This is a genomic window from Hymenobacter sedentarius (assembly GCF_001507645.1).
GTDB classification, from domain to species: Bacteria; Bacteroidota; Bacteroidia; order Cytophagales; family Hymenobacteraceae; genus Hymenobacter; species Hymenobacter sedentarius.
This window is the reverse complement of the sequence record NZ_CP013909.1, coordinates 2,901,386-2,920,023: the sequence shown is the minus strand read 5'-3', so window position 1 is coordinate 2,920,023 and position 18,638 is coordinate 2,901,386. Positions and strand designations below refer to the sequence as shown.

General features: G+C 59.5%; 18 protein-coding genes. 12 read left to right on the top strand and 6 right to left on the bottom strand.

Annotation, left to right across the window (positions count from 1 at the left end; genetic code table 11):
- Positions 1 to 4: 4 nt before the first annotated feature.
- Positions 5 to 637 (top strand): DNA-3-methyladenine glycosylase family protein, encoded by a 633-nt coding sequence (locus AUC43_RS12015; RefSeq protein WP_068193695.1) that lies wholly within the window; start codon positions 5 to 7, stop codon positions 635 to 637.
- Positions 638 to 827: 190 nt separating this feature from the next.
- Here AUC43_RS12015 and AUC43_RS12010 read toward each other — a convergent pair whose 3' ends face one another.
- The gene (locus AUC43_RS12010; protein WP_068193692.1) at positions 828 to 1,367 is read right to left on the bottom strand and encodes a 2'-5' RNA ligase family protein; all 540 of its coding nucleotides are present in this window, start codon (positions 1,365 to 1,367) and stop codon (positions 828 to 830) included.
- 6 nt (positions 1,368 to 1,373) lie between these two features.
- Positions 1,374 to 1,946, bottom strand: a complete 573-nt coding sequence (locus tag AUC43_RS12005) for a DUF1572 family protein (RefSeq protein ID WP_068193690.1) — start codon at positions 1,944 to 1,946, stop codon at positions 1,374 to 1,376.
- Between the two features lie 171 nt (positions 1,947 to 2,117).
- Between AUC43_RS12005 and AUC43_RS12000 the strand changes: the two genes are divergently transcribed.
- The 3 genes from AUC43_RS12000 to AUC43_RS11990 all read left to right on the top strand — a co-directional run bounded on the left by AUC43_RS12000 (position 2,118) and on the right by AUC43_RS11990 (position 7,526).
- A complete protein-coding gene (locus tag AUC43_RS12000; protein WP_068193687.1) occupies positions 2,118 to 4,808 on the top strand; it encodes a hypothetical protein in 2,691 nt (896 codons plus the stop codon).
- Positions 4,809 to 4,921: 113 nt separating this feature from the next.
- Positions 4,922 to 6,865: an ABC-F family ATP-binding cassette domain-containing protein gene (locus AUC43_RS11995; RefSeq protein WP_068193684.1), complete on the top strand. Its 1,944-nt coding sequence runs from the start codon at positions 4,922 to 4,924 to the stop codon at positions 6,863 to 6,865.
- A gap of 100 nt (positions 6,866 to 6,965) precedes the next feature.
- A complete protein-coding gene (locus AUC43_RS11990; RefSeq protein ID WP_068193682.1) occupies positions 6,966 to 7,526 on the top strand; it encodes a GNAT family N-acetyltransferase in 561 nt (186 codons plus the stop codon).
- A gap of 15 nt (positions 7,527 to 7,541) precedes the next feature.
- On the opposite strand, the gene AUC43_RS11985 is transcribed toward AUC43_RS11990, so the two are convergent.
- Positions 7,542 to 7,928 carry a DUF7793 family protein gene (locus AUC43_RS11985; RefSeq protein ID WP_068193680.1) on the bottom strand — a complete coding sequence of 129 codons (387 nt, stop codon included), beginning with the start codon at positions 7,926 to 7,928 and terminating at the stop codon, positions 7,542 to 7,544.
- Positions 7,929 to 8,315: 387 nt separating this feature from the next.
- Between AUC43_RS11985 and AUC43_RS11980 the strand changes: the two genes are divergently transcribed.
- The 4 genes from AUC43_RS11980 to AUC43_RS11965 all read left to right on the top strand — a co-directional run bounded on the left by AUC43_RS11980 (position 8,316) and on the right by AUC43_RS11965 (position 13,521).
- Entirely contained in the window at positions 8,316 to 8,873 is a 558-nt protein-coding gene (locus tag AUC43_RS11980) for a dihydrofolate reductase family protein (RefSeq protein ID WP_199243439.1), read from the top strand.
- 128 nt (positions 8,874 to 9,001) lie between these two features.
- Positions 9,002 to 10,342, top strand: coding sequence for a type IX secretion system plug protein (locus AUC43_RS11975; protein WP_068193674.1), 1,341 nt, complete (start codon positions 9,002 to 9,004; stop codon positions 10,340 to 10,342).
- Positions 10,343 to 10,445: 103 nt separating this feature from the next.
- On the top strand, positions 10,446 to 11,921 hold the full coding sequence (locus AUC43_RS11970; protein WP_068193672.1) for a M48 family metalloprotease: 1,476 nt from the start codon (positions 10,446 to 10,448) through the stop codon (positions 11,919 to 11,921).
- 115 nt (positions 11,922 to 12,036) lie between these two features.
- Positions 12,037 to 13,521, top strand: a complete 1,485-nt coding sequence (locus AUC43_RS11965; RefSeq protein WP_068193667.1) for a M48 family metalloprotease — start codon at positions 12,037 to 12,039, stop codon at positions 13,519 to 13,521.
- A gap of 186 nt (positions 13,522 to 13,707) precedes the next feature.
- Here AUC43_RS11965 and ychF read toward each other — a convergent pair whose 3' ends face one another.
- Together ychF and AUC43_RS11955 are read right to left on the bottom strand one after the other, a co-directional pair.
- On the bottom strand, positions 13,708 to 14,808 hold the full coding sequence (ychF, locus tag AUC43_RS11960) for a redox-regulated ATPase YchF (RefSeq protein WP_068193664.1): 1,101 nt from the start codon (positions 14,806 to 14,808) through the stop codon (positions 13,708 to 13,710).
- 178 nt (positions 14,809 to 14,986) lie between these two features.
- Complete coding sequence (locus AUC43_RS11955) at positions 14,987 to 15,355, bottom strand: DUF3276 family protein (protein WP_068193661.1); 369 nt, start codon at positions 15,353 to 15,355, stop codon at positions 14,987 to 14,989.
- 370 nt (positions 15,356 to 15,725) lie between these two features.
- Here AUC43_RS11955 and AUC43_RS11950 point away from each other — a divergent pair, with 370 nt between their 5' ends.
- The 3 genes from AUC43_RS11950 to AUC43_RS11940 all read left to right on the top strand — a co-directional run bounded on the left by AUC43_RS11950 (position 15,726) and on the right by AUC43_RS11940 (position 17,694).
- Positions 15,726 to 16,643 carry a DUF58 domain-containing protein gene (locus AUC43_RS11950; RefSeq protein ID WP_068193658.1) on the top strand — a complete coding sequence of 306 codons (918 nt, stop codon included), beginning with the start codon at positions 15,726 to 15,728 and terminating at the stop codon, positions 16,641 to 16,643.
- 61 nt (positions 16,644 to 16,704) lie between these two features.
- Positions 16,705 to 16,932, top strand: a complete 228-nt coding sequence (locus AUC43_RS11945; protein WP_068193656.1) for a hypothetical protein — start codon at positions 16,705 to 16,707, stop codon at positions 16,930 to 16,932.
- Positions 16,933 to 17,229: 297 nt separating this feature from the next.
- Complete coding sequence (locus AUC43_RS11940; RefSeq protein ID WP_068193653.1) at positions 17,230 to 17,694, top strand: hypothetical protein; 465 nt, start codon at positions 17,230 to 17,232, stop codon at positions 17,692 to 17,694.
- A 59-nt stretch (positions 17,695 to 17,753) separates the two neighbouring features.
- On the opposite strand, the gene AUC43_RS11935 is transcribed toward AUC43_RS11940, so the two are convergent.
- Positions 17,754 to 18,056 carry a hypothetical protein gene (locus tag AUC43_RS11935; protein ID WP_068193651.1) on the bottom strand — a complete coding sequence of 101 codons (303 nt, stop codon included), beginning with the start codon at positions 18,054 to 18,056 and terminating at the stop codon, positions 17,754 to 17,756.
- 153 nt (positions 18,057 to 18,209) lie between these two features.
- Here AUC43_RS11935 and AUC43_RS11930 point away from each other — a divergent pair, with 153 nt between their 5' ends.
- Entirely contained in the window at positions 18,210 to 18,590 is a 381-nt protein-coding gene (locus AUC43_RS11930; RefSeq protein WP_068193647.1) for a PH domain-containing protein, read from the top strand.
- The last annotated feature ends 48 nt before the right edge of the window (positions 18,591 to 18,638 follow it).

Sequence of the window (18,638 nt, the reverse complement as noted above, 5' to 3'; positions counted from 1 at the left end):
CTGCATGATTAACCAAGCTGCCATTCAGCATTTAACCACGGCCGACCCGGTGTTGGGAAGCCTTATTGCGCAGGGCCGCGAAATTCACCCGCGGCCCCACGAAGATTTGTACCTGGCGCTGCTACGCGCCATCGTGAGCCAGCAGATTTCGACCAAGGCGGCGGCGGCCATCTGGAAGCGCTTCCAGGCCTTGTTTCCGCCCGAGGGCTACCCCGAGCCGCGCGAAGTGCTCCAGATGGACGAGGACCTGATGCGCAGCGCGGGCCTCTCGCGCCAGAAAGTGGGCTACCTCAAGGCCATTGCCGAGTACAACGAGCGCGGCCTGCTCGATTACGAGCACGTGACCAGCCTTTCCGAAGAGGATTTTACGGAGCACCTCACCGCTATTCGGGGCGTGGGCCGCTGGACGGCTCAGATGCTGCAGATGTTTGCCCTCGACCAGCCCGACGTGTTTTCGGAAGGCGACCTGGGCGTGCAGAACGCCATGCGCAAGCTCTACGGCCTGGAAGAAACCGGCCGTGCCCTGCAAAAGCGCATGCTCCTGATTGCCGAAGCCTGGCGCCCCTACCGCTCGCTGGCCTGCAAATACCTGTGGCAGTCGCTGGATAATGGCACCCAGATTCCGCCTACGGCTTAAAATTCAATTATCAGTGAGCAGTTATCAGTGAACATTAGAGCAGTATCGGAATCGCTGTACAGTAGCGCGGACTTTTAGTCCGCGAGCCAGAAGCGCCAACGGCCTCGCGGACTAAAAGTCCGCGCTACTGCATACACTAAGGCCGAAACTGCTCTAAATACGCTGTTCAACTGCTCACTGATAACTGCCCCTACGGCTTGCCCGTCAGTTCGAACACCTCTTCCTGCACAAACAGGTCGCCTTTTTTTCGCAGGATGGCCAGATTGTTCACGTTGAGCCGCAGGTTGTAGGTTTCCTTGTTGAGGTAGCCCAGCACAGGACCCAGCAGGTCGGGCGTGGTGTCGTGCAGGGCCAGGGAGAGGTGGGGGAGCCAGCGGTCGGGGCCGTAGGTGCTGCTGGCCCGGCAGAGCGGGGCCGTGACATCGAGCACGCGCTGGTGCAGCAGGTTCAGGTCGTTGGAGCGCAGCACCGGAATGTAGATAACCGGGTTTTCGCCCGGAAATACGCCCAGGCCGGTGGTATAGGCCGAAAAAGGCGGCGTAGTAGTCGCCACTTCCCTGAGCATGTCCTTCAGGTCGTTCAGGCGCCGGGTGCCAATGAGCAGGTACGTAAGGTGCGGGTCGGGCGTGTCCTGCACGTCGTCGAGGGCGAATCGGGTTTCCAGGCTCTTTACAATGCGGTTGATGCGCTTGGCATTGGCAGGGTTGAGCAGCGATGTAATGGCGAACATACCGGGCTAAACTGGAGAAGCGCCCTGCGGGTTGGCACGGAAGGGCATTTGCTGATTGAACTGCTCGCTCTGCCCCCGCGGAATGCTCAGGCTATGAAAGGCTTCGCCCCGAATGATTTTAGCCAGCTGCACTACCTGGCCCACGTGGTAAGCGTAGTGGCTCACCTGCCGCTGCACCGCCGCCAGCACGGTGTGGGCCTCGCCCCGAATGGTGACCGTGCGCAGCAAGTCGTCGGGCTGCAGCTGGTCGAGCAGCGTGAACAAAACCTGCCAGGCGGCTTCCCACTCTAATTTGAGCGCCGGAATATCGGCTGCGCTTGTGGGCTCCTCGAATTCCTTATCGCGCTGGCGGGTAGGCTTTTCGCCATCCGTAGTCAGGAAATCGGTGAAGCGGGAGCGCAGGTTGCCGGCCATGTGCTGCACGATAACGGCGGCACTGTTGCTGCCGGCCGCGGGCACGTGCAACCACTCGGCATCGGTGATTTGGGCCAGGGCGCGGTCGGCCAGCGACTTGTAAGCCAGGAAGTTTTGACGAAACGAGGCGAGCAGCGCCGCGCCGATGGAGTCTTGAGGAGACATGGCCCAAAAGTAAGGAATATAGCTAGTTGAAAATAGGCAATCTGTTTGGCTCTTCAAAGCCCTCGATTTTAACTTACTGGTCGGGAAATCACCCGTCTCCGTCGGCTAAATGGTTCCGAGTTCAATCCTTGAGGGGCGCTTTACCGTTATGCTAGCCTTGCCTTTGTACTCGTGTTAGAACCCCAAACCGCTGCCGATTCCGCCGCTGCCCCCTCAGCTAAGGGGGAAACACCCGCCCCGCGGCCCCGCCGCTGGGCCCGCTGGCTGCTGGGCGCCGTAGCCCTGCTGGTGGTAGTGGTGCTGGTAGCCCAGCAACTACTGGACCCCTGGCTGCGCCGCACCCTGGAAAAGCAGGTATCGAAGCAAACCCACGGCCAGTACCGGCTGCAGGTAGGCGAGTTCCACACCAGCTTTTTTGGGCGCGCTATCCGGCTGCGCGGCCTGCGCCTGCGGCCGGCCGCGGCGGTGGCCGATACCCTGCCCCGCCTCCGCCTCGATGTAGACCAGCTCAACATTACCGGCGTGGGCCTGCTGGCCCTGCTACGCAAAAGCGTGGTGCCCATCGACAGCGTAGTCTTGGAATCAGCCCGGGTAGAGGTGCTGGCCCTGGCCACCAAGCCCACTAAAAACTCCGGCAAACCCTTGTATCAGCGACTTCCACTCAAGATAAAGGGGTTACAAATTGGCTACCTGGGCCTGCTGCACACCCAAGGAAGCTACCTCCCCGGCTCTGCAGAAACAGCTCAATTTAAGCGCGCCGACCTGACAGCCCGCGATTTGCTCATCAGCCCCGCCGGCGCTGCCGACACCCAGCGCCTGGGCTTCGCTGCCGCCTGGGGCCTGCAGCTGCTCCAAGCCAAAGCCCAGCTGGCTGGCCACCGCCTCGACTTGGGTGGCCTGCAGCTTTCTACCGATGTCCAGCAGCTGCAGCTCGATTCCGTTCGCATTCAGCCCAACGGCCCTAGCCAGCCCAATAATCCCCGCGTGGACCTGGTGCTCCAGCGCCTGCGCCTCACCGGCCTCAATGCTGCGGCCCTGCGGCAGCACCGGTTCGCGGCCGATTCGCTATTGCTCCAGCGCCCCCGGCTCACATTCACACCCCCAGCCCAAACCCCGCCAAAAGGCGCAAAGCCCGGCTCAGAGTACTTGCAGCGCCTGGATTTAGCTCACTTGGCCGTGCGCCAAGGCTTTTTGCGCGTGGCCGGCATTGCCCAGGCGCCGGTTATTCGCGGGATTGAGGTGGGCGCTACGGCCATCCACTTCGATGCGGCCGCCAAGCCGGATTCCCGCCGCTTCTTTTTTGCCAAGGACTGGGACGTGGCCCTTGGCCGAAGCCAGGCAACGATGGCCGCGCACGCCCTCACGCTGGGCAGTATGCACCTTTCCACCGCGGCGGGTACGTTTGGCATGCGGGCGGTGCGCATTCGGCCGCCCGCGCCGGGCCAGGGCAAGCCCGGGGGCGTGCGCGTCGACCTCACTTTACCCAGCCTGGCCATCGCCGGACTCGATGCCGCTGCCTTGCAGCATCAGCACCATTTCCAGGCCAAGTCAGTGGTTTTGAATGGGCCCCAGCTCAACTTCACTCCTCCCACCCAACCGCCGCCCCCGGTTTGGAAACTACTGTCAACGTTTCTGCGCCGGTCCGATTTAGCGCTGCTGCGCGTGCAGCACGCCGACATGCAGGTGGGCGGCATGCGACACTCGCCCGAAATCCACAACCTGAACGTCACCGGCCGGGCCATTCGCATCGATTCGCTGGCTGCGCTGGAGCCGCGCCGCATTGCCTACGCCCGGGCATGGCAGGCCAACTCCGGCCTTATCGGGGCGCCTTTCGACCCGCCCTACTACCGCGCCACCAGCCAGCACATGCGCCTGGACACCGACGCCAAAACCATGCGGTTTGAGGACATGGCCCTCACGCCGAAGTACTCGGCCGTGGGGATGAACCTGCACAAAGGCTATCAGGCCCCTTCCATCAAGGTAAATCTGGCGGCCCTGACGGCCAGCGGCCTGGATTTTGCCGCCCTGGTGCGCCGCCGCGATTTCCGGATTGCGCTGGTCACGGTGCAGAGCCCATTGATTAAAATTGCCTCCGATGGGCGCGGGCCCATCAACCCGAACCTATCCAAGGTCACGGCGGAGAGCATGCGGCTGCTGAAGGTGATTGTGGATGTGCGGCGGCTCGACATCAAGGACGGCAACTTGTATTCTATCTACCGCAGCCCACTCACACCTATCCCGGGCACGCTGAGCATCAACCGGTTTAATGGCAGCTTCTACAACCTGAGCAACGACCCCAAGCGCCAGACACCCGCCACGCCCCTCACCGGCCAAGCCTCTACCTACCTCCAAAACCAGTGCCGGCTCGAGGCCCAGGTGTCGATGTACTTGCTCGACCCGCTGGGCCGCCACCACGTGTGGGGTGCCTTCGGCCCCGGCCCGTTTTCCATGCTCAACGCCATGACCGTGCCCACCCGCTTGGTCAAGTTCAAGAGCGGCAACGTGCAGCGGCTGCGCTTTGACCTGCACGCCGACCGCAAACAGGTCACCGGCACGATGGTGACCGAATACACGGGCCTGCAGATGACCCTGCTCAGCTACAAGGAAGAGGAAGTGAAGAAATCCCTATTCAGCCGCATTAAGTCCAAGGCCGTCAATGTGATTGTCATTCGCGACGAGAACCCGCGCAAGGGCGGCAAAGTGGTGAGCGGCGAGATGACCTCGACCCGCGAGCCGCGCTTTTCGATGTTTACGCTCTGGCGCCAAGGCATGGTGAGCGGCTTGTTCAACAACGTGGGCGTGCCCCAGAAGCTGGCCCAAAAGCTGAGCGAAACCAAGGACGAGGGGCCGCTGCCCAAATAGCCCAGTCGGAGAATTTACGGGACGGTTCTGCTGTTAGCCCGTAGCGAGCCGGCGCTTTTAGGTGCCCGCCCCAACGCAGCGCCGTACCTTTGCGCCCGAATACCCCCGACCAGATGATTTCAATCTCCGACCTCGACTTCCACTTTGGCTCCCGCGCGCTGTACGACAACGCTAGTCTGCACATCAAACCCAAAGACAAAATTGGGCTAATTGGCCTCAACGGCACCGGCAAATCCACGTTACTGCGCCTGTTGGTGGGCGAATACAAGGCCGACGGCGGCTCCATTTCGATGAGCAAGGAGGTGACCCTCGGCTTCCTGAACCAGGACCTGCTCAGCTACGACACGCACGAGAGCATCCTGCACGTGGCCATGCAAGCCTTTGAGGAAGCGCTGGAACTCCAGAAAAAGATTGACGACATCCTGGTGCAGTTTGAAACCGACTACTCCGATGATTTGGTCGACAAGCTGGCCACCATGCAGGAGCGGTTTGAGGCGCTGGGCGGCTACACCATGCAGTCGCGCGCCGAAGAAATTCTGGAAGGCCTGGGCTTCACCACCGAGGAGTTGGCCCGGCCGCTCAAAACGTTCTCGGGCGGCTGGCGCATGCGCGTGATGCTGGCCAAAATCCTGCTCCAGCAGCCCTCCCTCCTGCTCCTCGACGAACCCACCAACCACTTGGACCTGCCGTCTATCAAGTGGATAGAAAACTACCTGGCCGACTACGAAGGCGCGGTTATCATCGTCAGCCACGACCGCGAATTCCTGGACCGCACCACCAACACAACGGTGGAAGTGACCGGCGGCAAGCTGGTGCCCTACGCCGGCAACTACTCCTACTACCTGGAAGAAAAAGAGGAGCGCAACCTGATTCAGAAAGGCGCTTTCGAAAACCAGCAGTCCCAGATTCGGGCCGCCGAGCGGTTTATTGAGCGCTTCAAGGCCAAGGCCAGCAAGGCCAAGCAGGCCCAGAGCCGCGTGAAGGCGCTGGATAAGCTGGAGCGCATTGAGGACGTGGCCAGCGACGCGGCCAAGATTAACATGAAGTTCCAGTTCAAGGTGGAGCCCGGCCGGCACATCCTGCGCATGGAGCACGTGATGAAGAAGTACGACCAAAAGCTGATTTTCCGCGACACCCACGTGCACATCGAGCGGGGCGACAAAATCGCCCTAATCGGCGCCAACGGCAAGGGCAAATCGACGCTCATGCGCCTGGTGGCCGGCACCGAAGCCCCCACCGACGGCAAGCACCAGCTGGGCCACAACGTCATCATGTCGTTCTACGCCCAGCACCAGCTCGAGTCGCTGACGATGGAGAACGAAATCATCCAGGAGATGCTGGAAGCCGGCTCCAAGCGCAGCGAAATGGAGCTGCGTTCGGTGCTGGGCTCGTTCCTGTTCACGGGCGAGGAGGTATTTAAGAAAATCAAGGTGCTGAGCGGCGGCGAGAAAAGCCGCGTGGCCCTGGCCAAAACCCTGATTTCGGAAGCCAACTTCCTGCTGCTCGACGAACCGACCAACCACCTGGACATGGTCTCGGTAAACATCCTGATTCAGGCCCTGGAGCAGTACCAGGGCACGTTCATCGTCATCAGCCACGACCGGTTCTTTGTGGAGAACGTGGCCACCAAAATCTGGTACATCGAAGACTACCAGCTCAAGGAATACCCCGGCACCTACGCCGAGTACGAGCAGTGGCAGGAAGACCGCGAGAAAGCCGCCAAGAAAGCCGGCCTGCCCAGCCCCTCGGCCCCCAAGCCCATGCCCAAGGTAGCCGAAGTCACCAAAAAGCAGCTTTCCGACACGGAGCGCCACGCCAACCAGCAGGAGCTCAAGAAAGCCGGCAAGGAGCTGCAGGAAGTGGAAACGCGCATCGCCGCCCTGGAAAAGGAGCTAGCCGTGTACGAAGCCCAACTGGCCGACCCGGCCATTTATTCCAACGCCGCGCAGCTCAAGGACGCCACGGTGAAGTTTGAAACAGTGAAGAAAGAGTTGAGCCAACTGAACACCAAGTGGGAGGCCCTGGCCGAGCGCGTGGAAGCCTTGGAGAAGGCCTAGCGCCTACTCAAACCGTCAAGCACCTGCGCGGCATGGTTTACATGCCGCTCGGTTATATTTTTGGGCAAGGCCTCGCGAAGGCCTTGCCCAATTTCATTTTATGCTGACGGTCAACTTCACGCCTTTCCCCACGCTCACCACGGAACGCCTCACCCTGCGGCAACTCACGCCCGCCGATGCTCTGGCGCTCTTCGAGTTGCGCGCCGACCCGCGGGTGATGAAGTTCATACCGCGGCCCCTGGCTCAATCCGTGGCCGATGCCGTTGAATACATTAACGTTGTGAACGAATGCGCTAGCAAAAATGAGCGTCTTACCTGGGGCATTGCCTTGCGCGCCGATGCTTCCCAAATAATCGGCACCATTGGCTACGTGAGCTTTCAGCTGGAGAACCACCGGGGCACCATCGGCTACATGCTCCATCCTGGCTTTCAGGGCAAAGGGATGATGTCGGAAGCGGTGGCAGCGATTTTGGATTACGGCTTCGACGTACTCAATCTGCATTCGATAGAAGCTGCTGTGGACCCGCAGAATTTGGCTTCCACCCAAGTGCTCAAGCGTAGCGGCTTCGTGCAGGAGGGCCACTTCAAAGAGAACGAATTCTGGGATGGCAAATACCTGGACACGCTCTATTTCTCGCTTCTGCGGCCCGGCAAGCGCTAAAATCAGCTGGGGTAATTACCGGTATTGCTGCAGCCATGCTTTGGCTAGCTTTTCGTCGGCAAAGCTTTTCATGGGAATAGGCGGCGCCTTAAGCGCAAACAGAATATTCATAATAAACTTTGCCAGGCCAGGCTTGGAAACCATGGCCATTGCCGAATAAATAAGCGGCAATTGTGCTGATGCAAATTTCCGGGTCTCTTTTCTCGGAATTGGGGAATTAGACAAATAAATCAACAGCGGGGCGCGCTTATTATTTGTGATTTCCTTTACGAGGGCAACGTTTTTGGTAATGTTTTCAACCGTTCGCTCAGGGCTTTTAGAAACTGAAACCAGGATGCCTTCATCAAACCAGTAGGTAGCTATTTCGCCCTCAAAAACTTGCTTGTCTACTGGACTTGTCATGCGGTAATTAGTGACTTTTATTTAATAATTGAACTGACATTTTACACGGATTTAATTAAATTCAGCTCAATACTTAATCTGAGACCGTGGCAAAGGGCAGTAAGCCTCCCAAAATCACGCAAATCAGGGTGTTGACTACGCACAAAATCACAAAGTTCGTTGCTGGCGTTGCCGTAGGCGCAAAATTAAGTCGAGCGACTAAGCTGCTGTTTTTAATTAAAAGACAATGCGGTTTGGGAAGTGCGTGGCACGGACAGAAAAATAACTGCCAGCCGTCGCTCACGGTCCTCCTACATGGTCAGAATTTCCCTCCTGCTTTTGCTGTCTCCGTGTTAATCTTGTGCAGACATTAAACTGATAGCAAACGACATGAGAAAAATTAGAATCATGGAGCACATGTCCCTGGACGGCGTGATTCAGCACGACGACAGCGACGGCTTTGCGCATGGCAATTGGACGGTGCCCTATCGCACGCCGGCCGGGTTGGCGGCCGTTGTCGAGGCCTTTGGCAGCCCCTTCGATTTGCTGCTGGGCCGCCGCACTTACGATGCCTGGGCCGGCTTCTGGCCCCAGGCCGGGGAAAGTCCGATGGCCAGCGGGCTGAACGCGGCCACCAAATACGTGGCGACCCACCGGCCGGAAAGCCTCGGCTGGGGCCCGGTCCAGGACTTAGGCGCCGACATCCTGGCGGGGATTCGCCGCGTCCGGGCCACAGACGGCCCGGACCTCATCGTCTGCGGCAGCTCCACGCTGACGACCGTGTTGCTCGACCAGGGGTTGGTCGACGAGGTGGTGGTGCTGGTCTACCCGGTCTTGCTGGGCCGGGGCAAACGCTTGTTTTCGGACCATGCCGCGCCGCGCGAACTCGCGTTCGTCAGCTCACAGGCAACGCCCACGGGCGTGCTCCTCAACACGTACCAGCATGTGGGAGCGCTGCGACCCTGAGGCAGTTGGCGTGAAAAGAACCACTTGAGGTGTTTGAAGCCTGATTAGATAGGCGTCGAACTGCCCGCCTACCGTTGCAATGCCTTGCCAGCAATCAGGCAAAACCCATAAATCGTACCTTTCGGGCCATGCGCCTTTTTACTTACCCCGCCCTTCTGCTGGCCACGGCCTGCGTTCCCCTCGGCACCCCCATCACCGACCCCAACGCGGCCCGCGGCACGGCCGGCACCCAGAAGCCCCCCGAGTATTACGCCGACAAAACCCTTCGCTACCAGGACTACACTTACGCCCCCGAGGTGCGCAGCGTGCAGTGCTACGTGGCCACCGGCCAGCCCAACGAGGTGTTTCAGCCGCCGGTGGTGCCGTTGGGCCGCAGCCAGGCCATCACCCTGGAGTTTGACGTGCTGGGCGGGCAGAGCCAGCGCTACACCGCCAAGATGATTCACTGCGACGCCAACTGGCAGCCCTCGGTGCTGACGGACATGCAGTTTCTGAATGAGATAAACGAGTTTCTAATTACTGATTACCGGGTGGGCATCAACGCCAAAGTGCCGTACTTTCACTATCGGATGCGGGCGCCGGGCGTGAAACTGAGCGGCAACTACCTGCTGGTGGTGCAAAGCGCGGGCGGCGTGCCCGTGGTGTCGCGCCGGCTGCTGGTGTATGAAAACCAGGTGCAGGTGGGCCTGCGCCCCGGCATCGTGATAGGCGGGCAGGAGCGCTACACCCTGCAGCAGCTCGATTTCGGCATCAGCTACGCCTCCGTGGACCTGGTGAACCCGGCCGTGGAAGTGAAGGTGGTGCTGCGCCAGAACTTCCGCTGGGACAACGCCAAGTACAACCTGCGCCCCACCTTCGTGCGCGACGCCGAGCGCCGTCTCGAGTACCAGTACTTCGGCTTCGAAAACGCCTTCCCCGGCCTAAGCGAGTACCGGTACTTCGACACCCGCTCGGTGCAGGCCGCCGGCATCGGGGTGCTGCACATAGACCCGCGCGCCACGCCCGTGGCCGTGACCCTGCAGCCCGAAGCCTCGCGCAGCCAGCAGGCCTACAGCCAGTATCAGGACGCTAACGGCCAGCGCGTGTTTGAAAGCCGCGAGTACGGCAACGGCGCCACCAATGCCGACTACGCCGACGTGACCTTTCAGCTCAAGGCCGACCAGCCCGCCCCGGGCCCCGTGTATGTGCTGGGCGCCCTCACCGACTGGCAGCTCAAAGACGAATTCAAGCTGGCCTACGACGAAGCCAAGAAGCTTTACACCGGCCATGCCCTGCTCAAGCAAGGGTACTACAACTACGATTTTGCCGTGGCCGGCCCCCGCGGCACGGCCCCCAACGAAGTGTACTTTGAAGGCTCGCACCAGGAGACCGAAAACCAGTACGACCTGCTGGTGTACTACCGCCCGCCGGGCACCCGCACCGATTTGCTCATTGGCTACCAGACGGTGGACATGAACACCCGGCAATGAACCTGCTGAACAACCCGTTGGGCTGGGCTGCGTTTGTACCCCTACCATTGGAAGCTCGCCCCTAGGGCCCCAATGGAGAACCGTACATCCCCTCTCCGTCTTTATGAAAACACGTCTGATTCAAGCCGTTGGCACGGCTGCGGTGCTCTTATTCACGGGCTGCGCCACCAACCCCGTCACGGGCAAAAAGGAAGTAATGCTGGTTTCCGAAGGCCAGGAGCTGGCCATGGGCCAGCAGTCGGACCCGGCCGTGACGGCCCAAATGGGCTTGTACCCGGACAAAAAAATTCAGGCCTTCATCAATGAGAAAGGCAAAAAGATGGGGGCCGTTTCGCACCGCCCCACCCTCGAGTACCAGTTCCGGGTCGTCGACTCGCCGGTGATAAACGCCTTCGCCATCCCCGGCGGGTACGTGTATTTCACCCGCGGCATCATGGCGCACTTCAACAACGAAGCGCAGTTTGCCGGCGTGTTGGGCCACGAGATTGGACACATCACGGCCCGCCACTCGGCCAAGCAGCAAACCAACTCCATTATCGGGCAAGTGGGCCTGATGGGGGCCATGATAGCCTCGCCCCGCCTGGCGCAGTTCGGCGACCAGGCCATGCAGGGCATGCAGCTGCTGTTTCTGAAATTCAGCCGCGACGACGAAAGCCAGGCCGATGGGCTGGGGGTGCAGTATTCTTCTAAAATCGGGTACGACGCCAGCCAGATGGCCGATTTTTTCCAGACCCTGGCCCGCGAGCAGGAAGCCAAAGGCGGCAGCGCCGTGCCCGACTTTCTCTCAACCCACCCCAACCCCGCCGACCGCTACACCATTGTGCACCAGCTGGCCGACGAGTGGAAGCAGCAGAACGGCAACCCCAAGCTGGCCATCAACCGCGACCAGTACCTGCGCCTCATCGACGGCATGGTGTACGGCGAGGACCCCAAGCAGGGCTTCGTGGAAAACAGCACGTTTTACCACCCCGAGCTCAAATTCCAGATGCCGGTGCCCACCGGCTGGAAGCACCAAAATACCCCCCAGCAGTTCCAGATGGCCGACCCCGCCGGCAAAGCCCTACTTATGCTGATGACGGCGCCCGGCGCCACGCCGGAAGAAGCCGCCCAGGCCCTGGCCAAGCAGCTCGGCCTGCAGCCCACCGAGTCGCGCCAGACCACCATCAACGGCTTTCCGGCCCTCGTGTTTGTGGCCGACCAGGTGCCGCCGCAAGACCAGCAAGGCGGCCAGCAGGCAGCCCAGCAAGCCCCCGGCGTGCGGGTGCTGGGCCACGTCATTCAGGACGGCAAGAACATGTACGCGCTGCTGGGCGTGTCTGCCCCGGCCGACTTCCCCAGCTACGCCCCGCAGTTCAGCAGCGTGGCCGAAGCCTTCCGGCGCCTCACCGACCCCGACAAGCTTAACCGCCAGCCCGAGCGCATTCGCGTCAAAAAGCTGGCCTTGCGCAGCAACCTTTCGCAGGCCCTCACCAGCAACGGCGTGCCCGAAAAGCGCCTCGAGGAAATGGCCATTCTAAACGGAATGCAGCTCAACGAGCAGGTGAATGCCGGCTCCCTGATTAAGGTGGTCGGAAAATAACTGGCACAGCTTTCGATAAAGCTGGGGCTGGCAGACCGCGCAACCCTGCTTTCGGTCATGCGTTTGCAAGCTCATCAATGGCACTTCACCGGCACAGGCCGCTTTACTTATTCCCATGAACTTCTCTTTCCTTCGCCCCCTTCGCACCGGGGCCGCTTTGCTTCTGCTGGTCCCCTTGGCCAGCACGTCCAGCGTCACCAATTGGGCTGACCGCGGCCCGGCCAAGACCAGCCCCATTGCCAAGGTTCCCACGGCCAGCCCGCTGCAAGGCGCCAAGCCCGACCCGGCCGTAATAGCCCAGTTTGGCCTCTATAACAACGCCACCCTGCAAAGGCTCATCGATGCCAAGGGCAAGCAGATGACTGCCGTGTCGGACCGCCCCGGCGACTACGGCTTTACCGTGGTCGATTCGCCGGTTATCAACGCTTTTGCCACGCCCGATGGGCACGTGTACTTCACGCGCGGCATCATGGCGTATTTCAATGACGAAGCGCAGTTTGCTGGCGTACTCGGGCACGAGCTGGGCCACATCACCGCCCAGCACGGCAAAAAGCAGCAGACCCGGGGCACCATTGCCGGCATCGGCATGATACTGGGCTCGGTGCTGGCGCCGCGCGTTATGCAGTCGGTGGGCGGCGTAGCGCAGCAAGTCGTGGGCCTGGGCATGCTCAAGTACAGCCGCAACGACGAGAACGAGGCCGATGCCCTGGGCGTGAAGTACTCCACCAAGATTGGCTACGACGCCAGCCACATGGCCGACTTCTTCCAGACCCTGCAGCGCACCGAGGCCCAGAGCGGCGCCGGGGGCATTCCCACCTTCCTTTCGTCCCACCCCAACTCGGCCGACCGCTACACCCGGGTTAAAAGCCTGGCGGCGCAGGCCAAGCAGTCGGCGGGCCGCTCCACCTTCGCCGTCAACCGCGACCAGTACCTGCGGTCCATCGAAGGCCTGAACTACGGCGAAGACCCGCGCCAGGGCTTTGTAGAAAGCGGCGTGTTTTACCACCCCGACCTGAAATTCCGCTTCCCCATTCCTTCGGGCTGGAAGTCGCAGAACTCGCCCGACAAGTTTCAGATGGGTGAGCCCAACGGCAAGGCGCTGCTTGTGTTTCTAGGCGCCGGCAACGGCTCACTTGACGACGCGGCCCAGGGTTTGGCCAAAGCCATTGGCGTGCAATCGGCCAATGCCCAGAAAACGACCATTAACGGCTTCCCGGCCCTCGTGTTCGAAGGCGACCAGGTGCAACAGGACCAGTCCGGCCAACAGGCCGCTGGCGCCCACGTACTGGCCCAGCTCATTCAGGACGGTCAAAGCGTGTACGCGTTTGTGGGCCTGGCCGCGCCGGCTGATTTCAGCACCTATGCGCCGCAGTTCCAACGTGCCGCCCAAGGCTACGCCCGCCTCAGCGACGCCAGCAAGCTAAACCGCCAGCCCGAGCACATCCGCATCAAAACGGCTACTTCGGCGACCACCCTCGCCTCGGCCCTCGCCGCCAATGGTATCCCCTCGAAGCGCTACGAGGAAATGGCCATTCTCAACGGCATGCAAACCAACACGCAGCTAGCCAAAGGCACGTTGTTTAAAGTAGTGGGCAAATAAATGACGGATTTTTCGGATTGAAACGGATTGCACGGATTTTGTAGCTGGCGCTCACGACTACTTAATTCCAGAAAAACCAATCATAAAAAAAGGCCACCTTTCGGTGGCCTTTTTTTATTTCTAAGGATGGCATTCAATCGACTACAAAATCCGTGCAATCCGTTTCAATCCGAAAAATCCGTGATGTTAGACGTTGAAGCGGAAGTGCATGATGTCGCCATCCTGCACCACGTAGTCCTTGCCTTCCACGGCCATTTTGCCGGCTTCTTTGATTTTGACTTCGGTCTTGTACTCCTGGTAGTCCGGGAGCTTGATAACCTCGGCCCGAATGAAGCCCTTCTCGAAATCCGAGTGGATAACCCCAGCGGCGGCCGGGGCTTTGTCGCCGCGGTGAATGGTCCAGGCGCGCACTTCCTGCACACCGGCCGTGAAGTAGGTAATCAGGTTGAGCAGCTCGTAGCTGGCGCGGATGAGCTTGTTCAGGCCCGACTCCGTGAGCCCGTATTCGCCCAGGAACATGGCCTTTTCCTCGGGGTCTTCCATCTCGGCAATCTGCGCTTCGATGGCCGCCGACACCAGCACCACCTGGGCACCTTCAGCTTTCACGTGCTCGCGCAAGGCGGCTACGTGGTTGTTGCCGTTGGTGGCAATGCTGGCTTCGTCCACGTTGGCCACGTAAATCACGGGCTTGATGGTGAGCAGCTGCAGGTCGGCCACGGCTTCCAGCTCGTCGGGCGTGGCCTGAATGGCGCGGGCGTTCTGGCCGGCTTCCAAGGCATCCTTGAAACGCTGCAATACAGCTACTTCTTTCTTGGCCACGGCGTCGCCGCCCTTGGCGCTGCGCTCCGATTTCACGAGCTTCTTGTCCACGCTCTCCAGGTCTTTAATCTGAAGCTCGGTGTCGATGACGTCCTTGTCGAACACGGGGTCAACGCCGCCGGCCACGTGCACAATATTGGGGTCGTCGAAGCAGCGCACCACGTGAATGATGGCGTCTACCTCGCGGATGTTGGCCAGGAATTTATTGCCCAGGCCTTCGCCCTTGCTAGCGCCCTTCACGAGGCCGGCAATGTCAACAAACTCGATGATGGTGGGCAGCACGCGCTTGGGGTTCACGAGGGCTTCCAGAATCTGGAGCCGCTCGTCGGGCACGGTGATGACGCCCACGTTGGGCTCAATGGTGCAAAAAGGGTAGTTGGCCGATTCGGCCTTGGCGTTCGAAAGCGCGTTGAAAAGAGTGGATTTACCGACGTTCGGCAAGCCGACGATACCGCAGCGGAGGCCCATTACTTGGAATTATGAGTTGTGAGTTATGAATTATGAGTTGACACAATTCGGCCGCAAAGGTACGGCCTGCCGCCACGCAAAACGGCGCGAACCAACCGAAGTCTGTTCACGCCGCTGGAATAGCCCCAAAAGCTAACCGCTACGGGTTAGCCATTCATCACCCCTTATTAGCAGGTATTTAGTAGTTGTCGTCGCTCTTGTTCGGGTCGAAAGCGGGCCGGTCGAAGTCCTGGCGCGGCTTGTCGCGGTCGTCAAACTCGCGGGGACGGTCGAGTTCCGCTACTTCCTCGGCGGTTAGCAGCTCTTCGCGCACGTAGTCCACCGCGTCCTGCAGGGCATCCACAAACTTGAGGAAGTCTTCCTTGTAGAGGAAGATTTTATGTTTTTCGTACGACACCGAATCGTCGCCGTTCATGCGGCGCTTGCTTTCGGTAATGGTCAGGTAGTAATCCTGGCCACGGGTGGCTTTCACGTCGAAGAAATACGTGCGCTTGCCGGCTTTTATGCGTTGGGAGTAAATTTCTTCCTGTTCGTGACGGTCGTCCACGGGATGGGGTTGGGGTATGAGTGGGAAATAAAGCCGGTCGGTTAATTGTCGGGCTAACTTACGAAGGTTGAGCCAAAGGTAAACGCCACAGCAAGGGTTGCTGTTAATTAGATTGAGCAGATAGAGCGTCATACTAATTAGGAAGTACGTCGTGCTGAGCAGATTTGAAGCGTTTCTGCCTCATTATTAGCTCAATTGCCATCCAAAATTCGGCTGTCATGCTGAAGTATGTAGCATCGTATTACGAAGCATTTTGTCCCGCTGAATGAGTCGTGCTGACCGGATAAGACGCTTCGCGCGCTCAGCATGACAGACGCCAGCTCAACTTGCCGTTCTTTATATTTCCAACTGCGCCACTACCACCCTCGCCATGCCCCTCGACCTCGCCGCCGTTCGCTCTTTCGAAAACCTCGAGTTCCTGGCCCGCCAGCTCGTCGATGGCTTCATTACCGGCTTGCACCAGTCGCCCTACCACGGGTTCTCGGTCGAGTTTTCGGAGCACCGCCTCTACAACCCCGGCGAAAGCACGCGCCACATCGACTGGAAAGTATATGCCCGCACCGACAAGCTCTTTGTGAAGCGCTACGAGGAGGAAACCAACCTGCGGGCCCACCTCCTGCTCGATGTCAGCCCCAGCATGTACTACCCCGCGCCAGGCTACGACAAGCTCAAGTTCAGCGTCCTGGCCGCGGCGGCGCTCACCACCCTGCTCACCCGCCAGCGCGACGCCGTGGGCCTCGTCACCTTCGCCGAAACCGTGGAGCTGCAAACGCCGGTGCGCTCCACCAGCACCCACCGCCACACCCTGCTGCTGGCCCTGCAGCAACTGCTGGAGCGCCCGCCGGCTCCCAAAACCGTGCGCGGCACCGACGTAGCCGGCACCATCCACGCCATCGCCAAGCAGATTCCCAAACGCTCGCTTGTCATCATCTTCAGCGACATGCTGGGCCGCAGCACTGCCGACCAAGACGCCGCCCTGGCGGCCCTGCAGCACCTCAAGCACCAGCACCACGAGGTACTACTTTTCCACGTGCTGGACCGCGCCACCGAAGCCGACTTCGATTTTGCCGAGCGGCCATACATCTTCGAAGACGTAGAAACCGGCCTGGAAGTCAAGCTGCAGCCCTCCCAAATCAAAGAGCAGTACCAGGCGGCCATGACGGCCTACGAGCAGGAGATGGCCCTGCGCTGCGGGCAGCTGCGCATCGACTTTGTGCCGGTCGACGTGCGCGAGCCTTTCGAGAAAGTGCTTTACGCCTACCTGGTGAAGCGCGGCAAGGTGCGGTAACCGGCGCCGGCTCAATTTCCACTGGCACGGCCACCTCCTATTCTTCTCCCCCTGATTCCCGATGCGCTTCCTGGAAATAATCTTAGTACTGGTGGGAGCGTTGGTACTCTTCGCCCCTATCACCGGCTACATCGCGGCCAGCTACGGCCGGTCGTTTTGGCGCTGGTATGTGATTGGGCTCCTGCTGCCCTTCTTTTCCATGTTTGTGGCCATTTTCATGGCCATCCGGAGCCGCATGGCCGAGGAAAAAGCGGCCGAAAACGTGCCCAAGCCACCTGCTGCCGAATAGCTCAGCCTTATCTTTGCGGGTAGAGCTATGCCGCTATACTTGTGGTTGAAGCCCTTGTTGTTATTCTGGCGCCGCTCTTCTTTATGCCGCTCATGCCGGGGCAGTTATGGCTTATACCCACAGCCGTTCGTGCTGGCGGTGGTTTGGCTCAGGATGCCAGTTGCTCTACATATCATTATTCGTGATTATGTTCGTGGTGCCCCGCGACCAGGAAAAGTCATCTTTTCAAGCTGCTGCTTCATCTATGGGCTGCTCCCCGGCCCTCGCTTCTAATTTTCTTCACCTTTTTTCGCTTTCATGTCCGCTTATTCGGTTCTGCTCGTTCTCCACTCCTGGTCCCGCTGGTTTGTCATTCTATTTGGCCTCATCGCCATCTACCGCGCCTACGTGGGCTGGACCGGCCGCCGCCGCTTCCTGGGGGCCGATAACGGCATGGGCGCCAGCTTCTCGGGCTTTATGTGGCTGCAGGTGCTCATCGGTTTTGGCCTGTACTTCGGCCTCAGCCCCTGGGGCCTCAACGCCATGAAGCAAGCCGGCGCCATGAAAAACCCAACGGCCCGCTTTTTCGGCATGGAGCACGTGGCCGTGATGATTCTGGCTGCCATACTGGCCCAGGTAGGGCGCATCGCCGTGAAAAAGACGTCCGACGATACCCTCAAGCACAAGAAGGCCTTCACCTACTTCGGCATTGCCCTGCTGCTGGTGCTGCTCATGATTCCGTGGGGAATTTGGAACCCAGCCCGACCGTTGTTTCGATTTTAACTACTAAGTTTGAATCGCTGCGTATAATCTGCAGGCATCCCGCTATTTTGCTCGCTATTCTATCTAATGTTTGCCCCGTGTCCACCGCGCCGAAACGTTGCTATTCTGTAGAGGACTTCTCCGAATTGATAAACTCTCGCCTTCAGGAAATTGAAGGCCAGAAAGAAGCCCAACAACGTTACGGCAGTTTGCTGGCGGTGCTCCGGCAGCAGGTTGATTCGTACCGCCAGCGCCGGACCCGCAAGTAGCCATTCAGCTCCGGGCTCAAGGCCATCACGTAGCAATACAATCATAAAAAAAGCCTGCTGGACACTCTCCAGCAGGCTTTTTTTATGATTGTATATGGCACCCCAGAAGCTCATTGGCGCAAAAGTTACTTGGCGGCATCGTTACGCTTATTGGCATATTCTTCAGTTTGAAATTGATGGGACGTCCCACGCAGCAATTCAGGATTACCCGAAACCCAAGTCGACTAATTTCTTTATACTTACGGGCACCTCTTAATTAATTCCGCCATGGGCTTTTTCTCTGCAATACTGGGCAACGCGGGCGTTGTCCAACCCGCTGAACTACACAGCGAATACGGCGTGCTTCTCGCTGACAACGAATCCATTGAAATCGGCTTTAAGCTGGTGCGCGACGTCTTTATTTTTACCAATAAACGGCTGATTTTAGTTGAAAAACAGGGCCTTACCGGTAAAAAGGTAGATTACCTTTCAATTGCTTACAAAAGCATTTCCAGGTTTGGCATTGAAACCGCTGGCCATCTGGACCTGGATGCCGAATTGAAAATCTGGGTGTCGAGCGAGGCACAACCCAGCATCATCCGCAAATTCGACAGCCAGGTCAATATCTACGACCTGCAAAAGGTGCTGGCTCAACATGTATTGGGCTAGCCGCAGCTCATTAGAAACCAGAAAAGCCCCCGCTGAAAATCAGCGGGG

Excerpts from the sequence above, each read along its gene's own strand:
- AUC43_RS11965 (WP_068193667.1), top strand. The coding sequence starts at position 12,037 with ATGAACTTCTCTTTCCTTCGCCCCCTTCGCACCGGGGCCGCTTTGCTT.
- AUC43_RS11970 (WP_068193672.1), top strand. The coding sequence starts at position 10,446 with ATGAAAACACGTCTGATTCAAGCCGTTGGCACGGCTGCGGTGCTCTTA.
- AUC43_RS12005 (WP_068193690.1), bottom strand. The coding sequence starts at position 1,946 with ATGTCTCCTCAAGACTCCATCGGCGCGGCGCTGCTCGCCTCGTTTCGT.
- AUC43_RS11950 (WP_068193658.1), top strand. The coding sequence starts at position 15,726 with ATGCCCCTCGACCTCGCCGCCGTTCGCTCTTTCGAAAACCTCGAGTTC.
- AUC43_RS11930 (WP_068193647.1), top strand. The coding sequence starts at position 18,210 with ATGGGCTTTTTCTCTGCAATACTGGGCAACGCGGGCGTTGTCCAACCC.
- AUC43_RS11995 (WP_068193684.1), top strand. The coding sequence starts at position 4,922 with ATGATTTCAATCTCCGACCTCGACTTCCACTTTGGCTCCCGCGCGCTG.
- AUC43_RS11975 (WP_068193674.1), top strand. The coding sequence starts at position 9,002 with ATGCGCCTTTTTACTTACCCCGCCCTTCTGCTGGCCACGGCCTGCGTT.
- AUC43_RS11940 (WP_068193653.1), top strand. The coding sequence starts at position 17,230 with ATGTCCGCTTATTCGGTTCTGCTCGTTCTCCACTCCTGGTCCCGCTGG.
- AUC43_RS11990 (WP_068193682.1), top strand. The coding sequence starts at position 6,966 with ATGCTGACGGTCAACTTCACGCCTTTCCCCACGCTCACCACGGAACGC.
- AUC43_RS12010 (WP_068193692.1), bottom strand. The coding sequence starts at position 1,367 with ATGTTCGCCATTACATCGCTGCTCAACCCTGCCAATGCCAAGCGCATC.
- ychF (WP_068193664.1), bottom strand. The coding sequence starts at position 14,808 with ATGGGCCTCCGCTGCGGTATCGTCGGCTTGCCGAACGTCGGTAAATCC.
- AUC43_RS11980 (WP_199243439.1), top strand. The coding sequence starts at position 8,316 with ATGGAGCACATGTCCCTGGACGGCGTGATTCAGCACGACGACAGCGAC.
- AUC43_RS11935 (WP_068193651.1), bottom strand. The coding sequence starts at position 18,056 with ATGAGCTTCTGGGGTGCCATATACAATCATAAAAAAAGCCTGCTGGAG.
- AUC43_RS11985 (WP_068193680.1), bottom strand. The coding sequence starts at position 7,928 with ATGACAAGTCCAGTAGACAAGCAAGTTTTTGAGGGCGAAATAGCTACC.
- AUC43_RS11945 (WP_068193656.1), top strand. The coding sequence starts at position 16,705 with ATGCGCTTCCTGGAAATAATCTTAGTACTGGTGGGAGCGTTGGTACTC.
- AUC43_RS12015 (WP_068193695.1), top strand. The coding sequence starts at position 5 with ATGATTAACCAAGCTGCCATTCAGCATTTAACCACGGCCGACCCGGTG.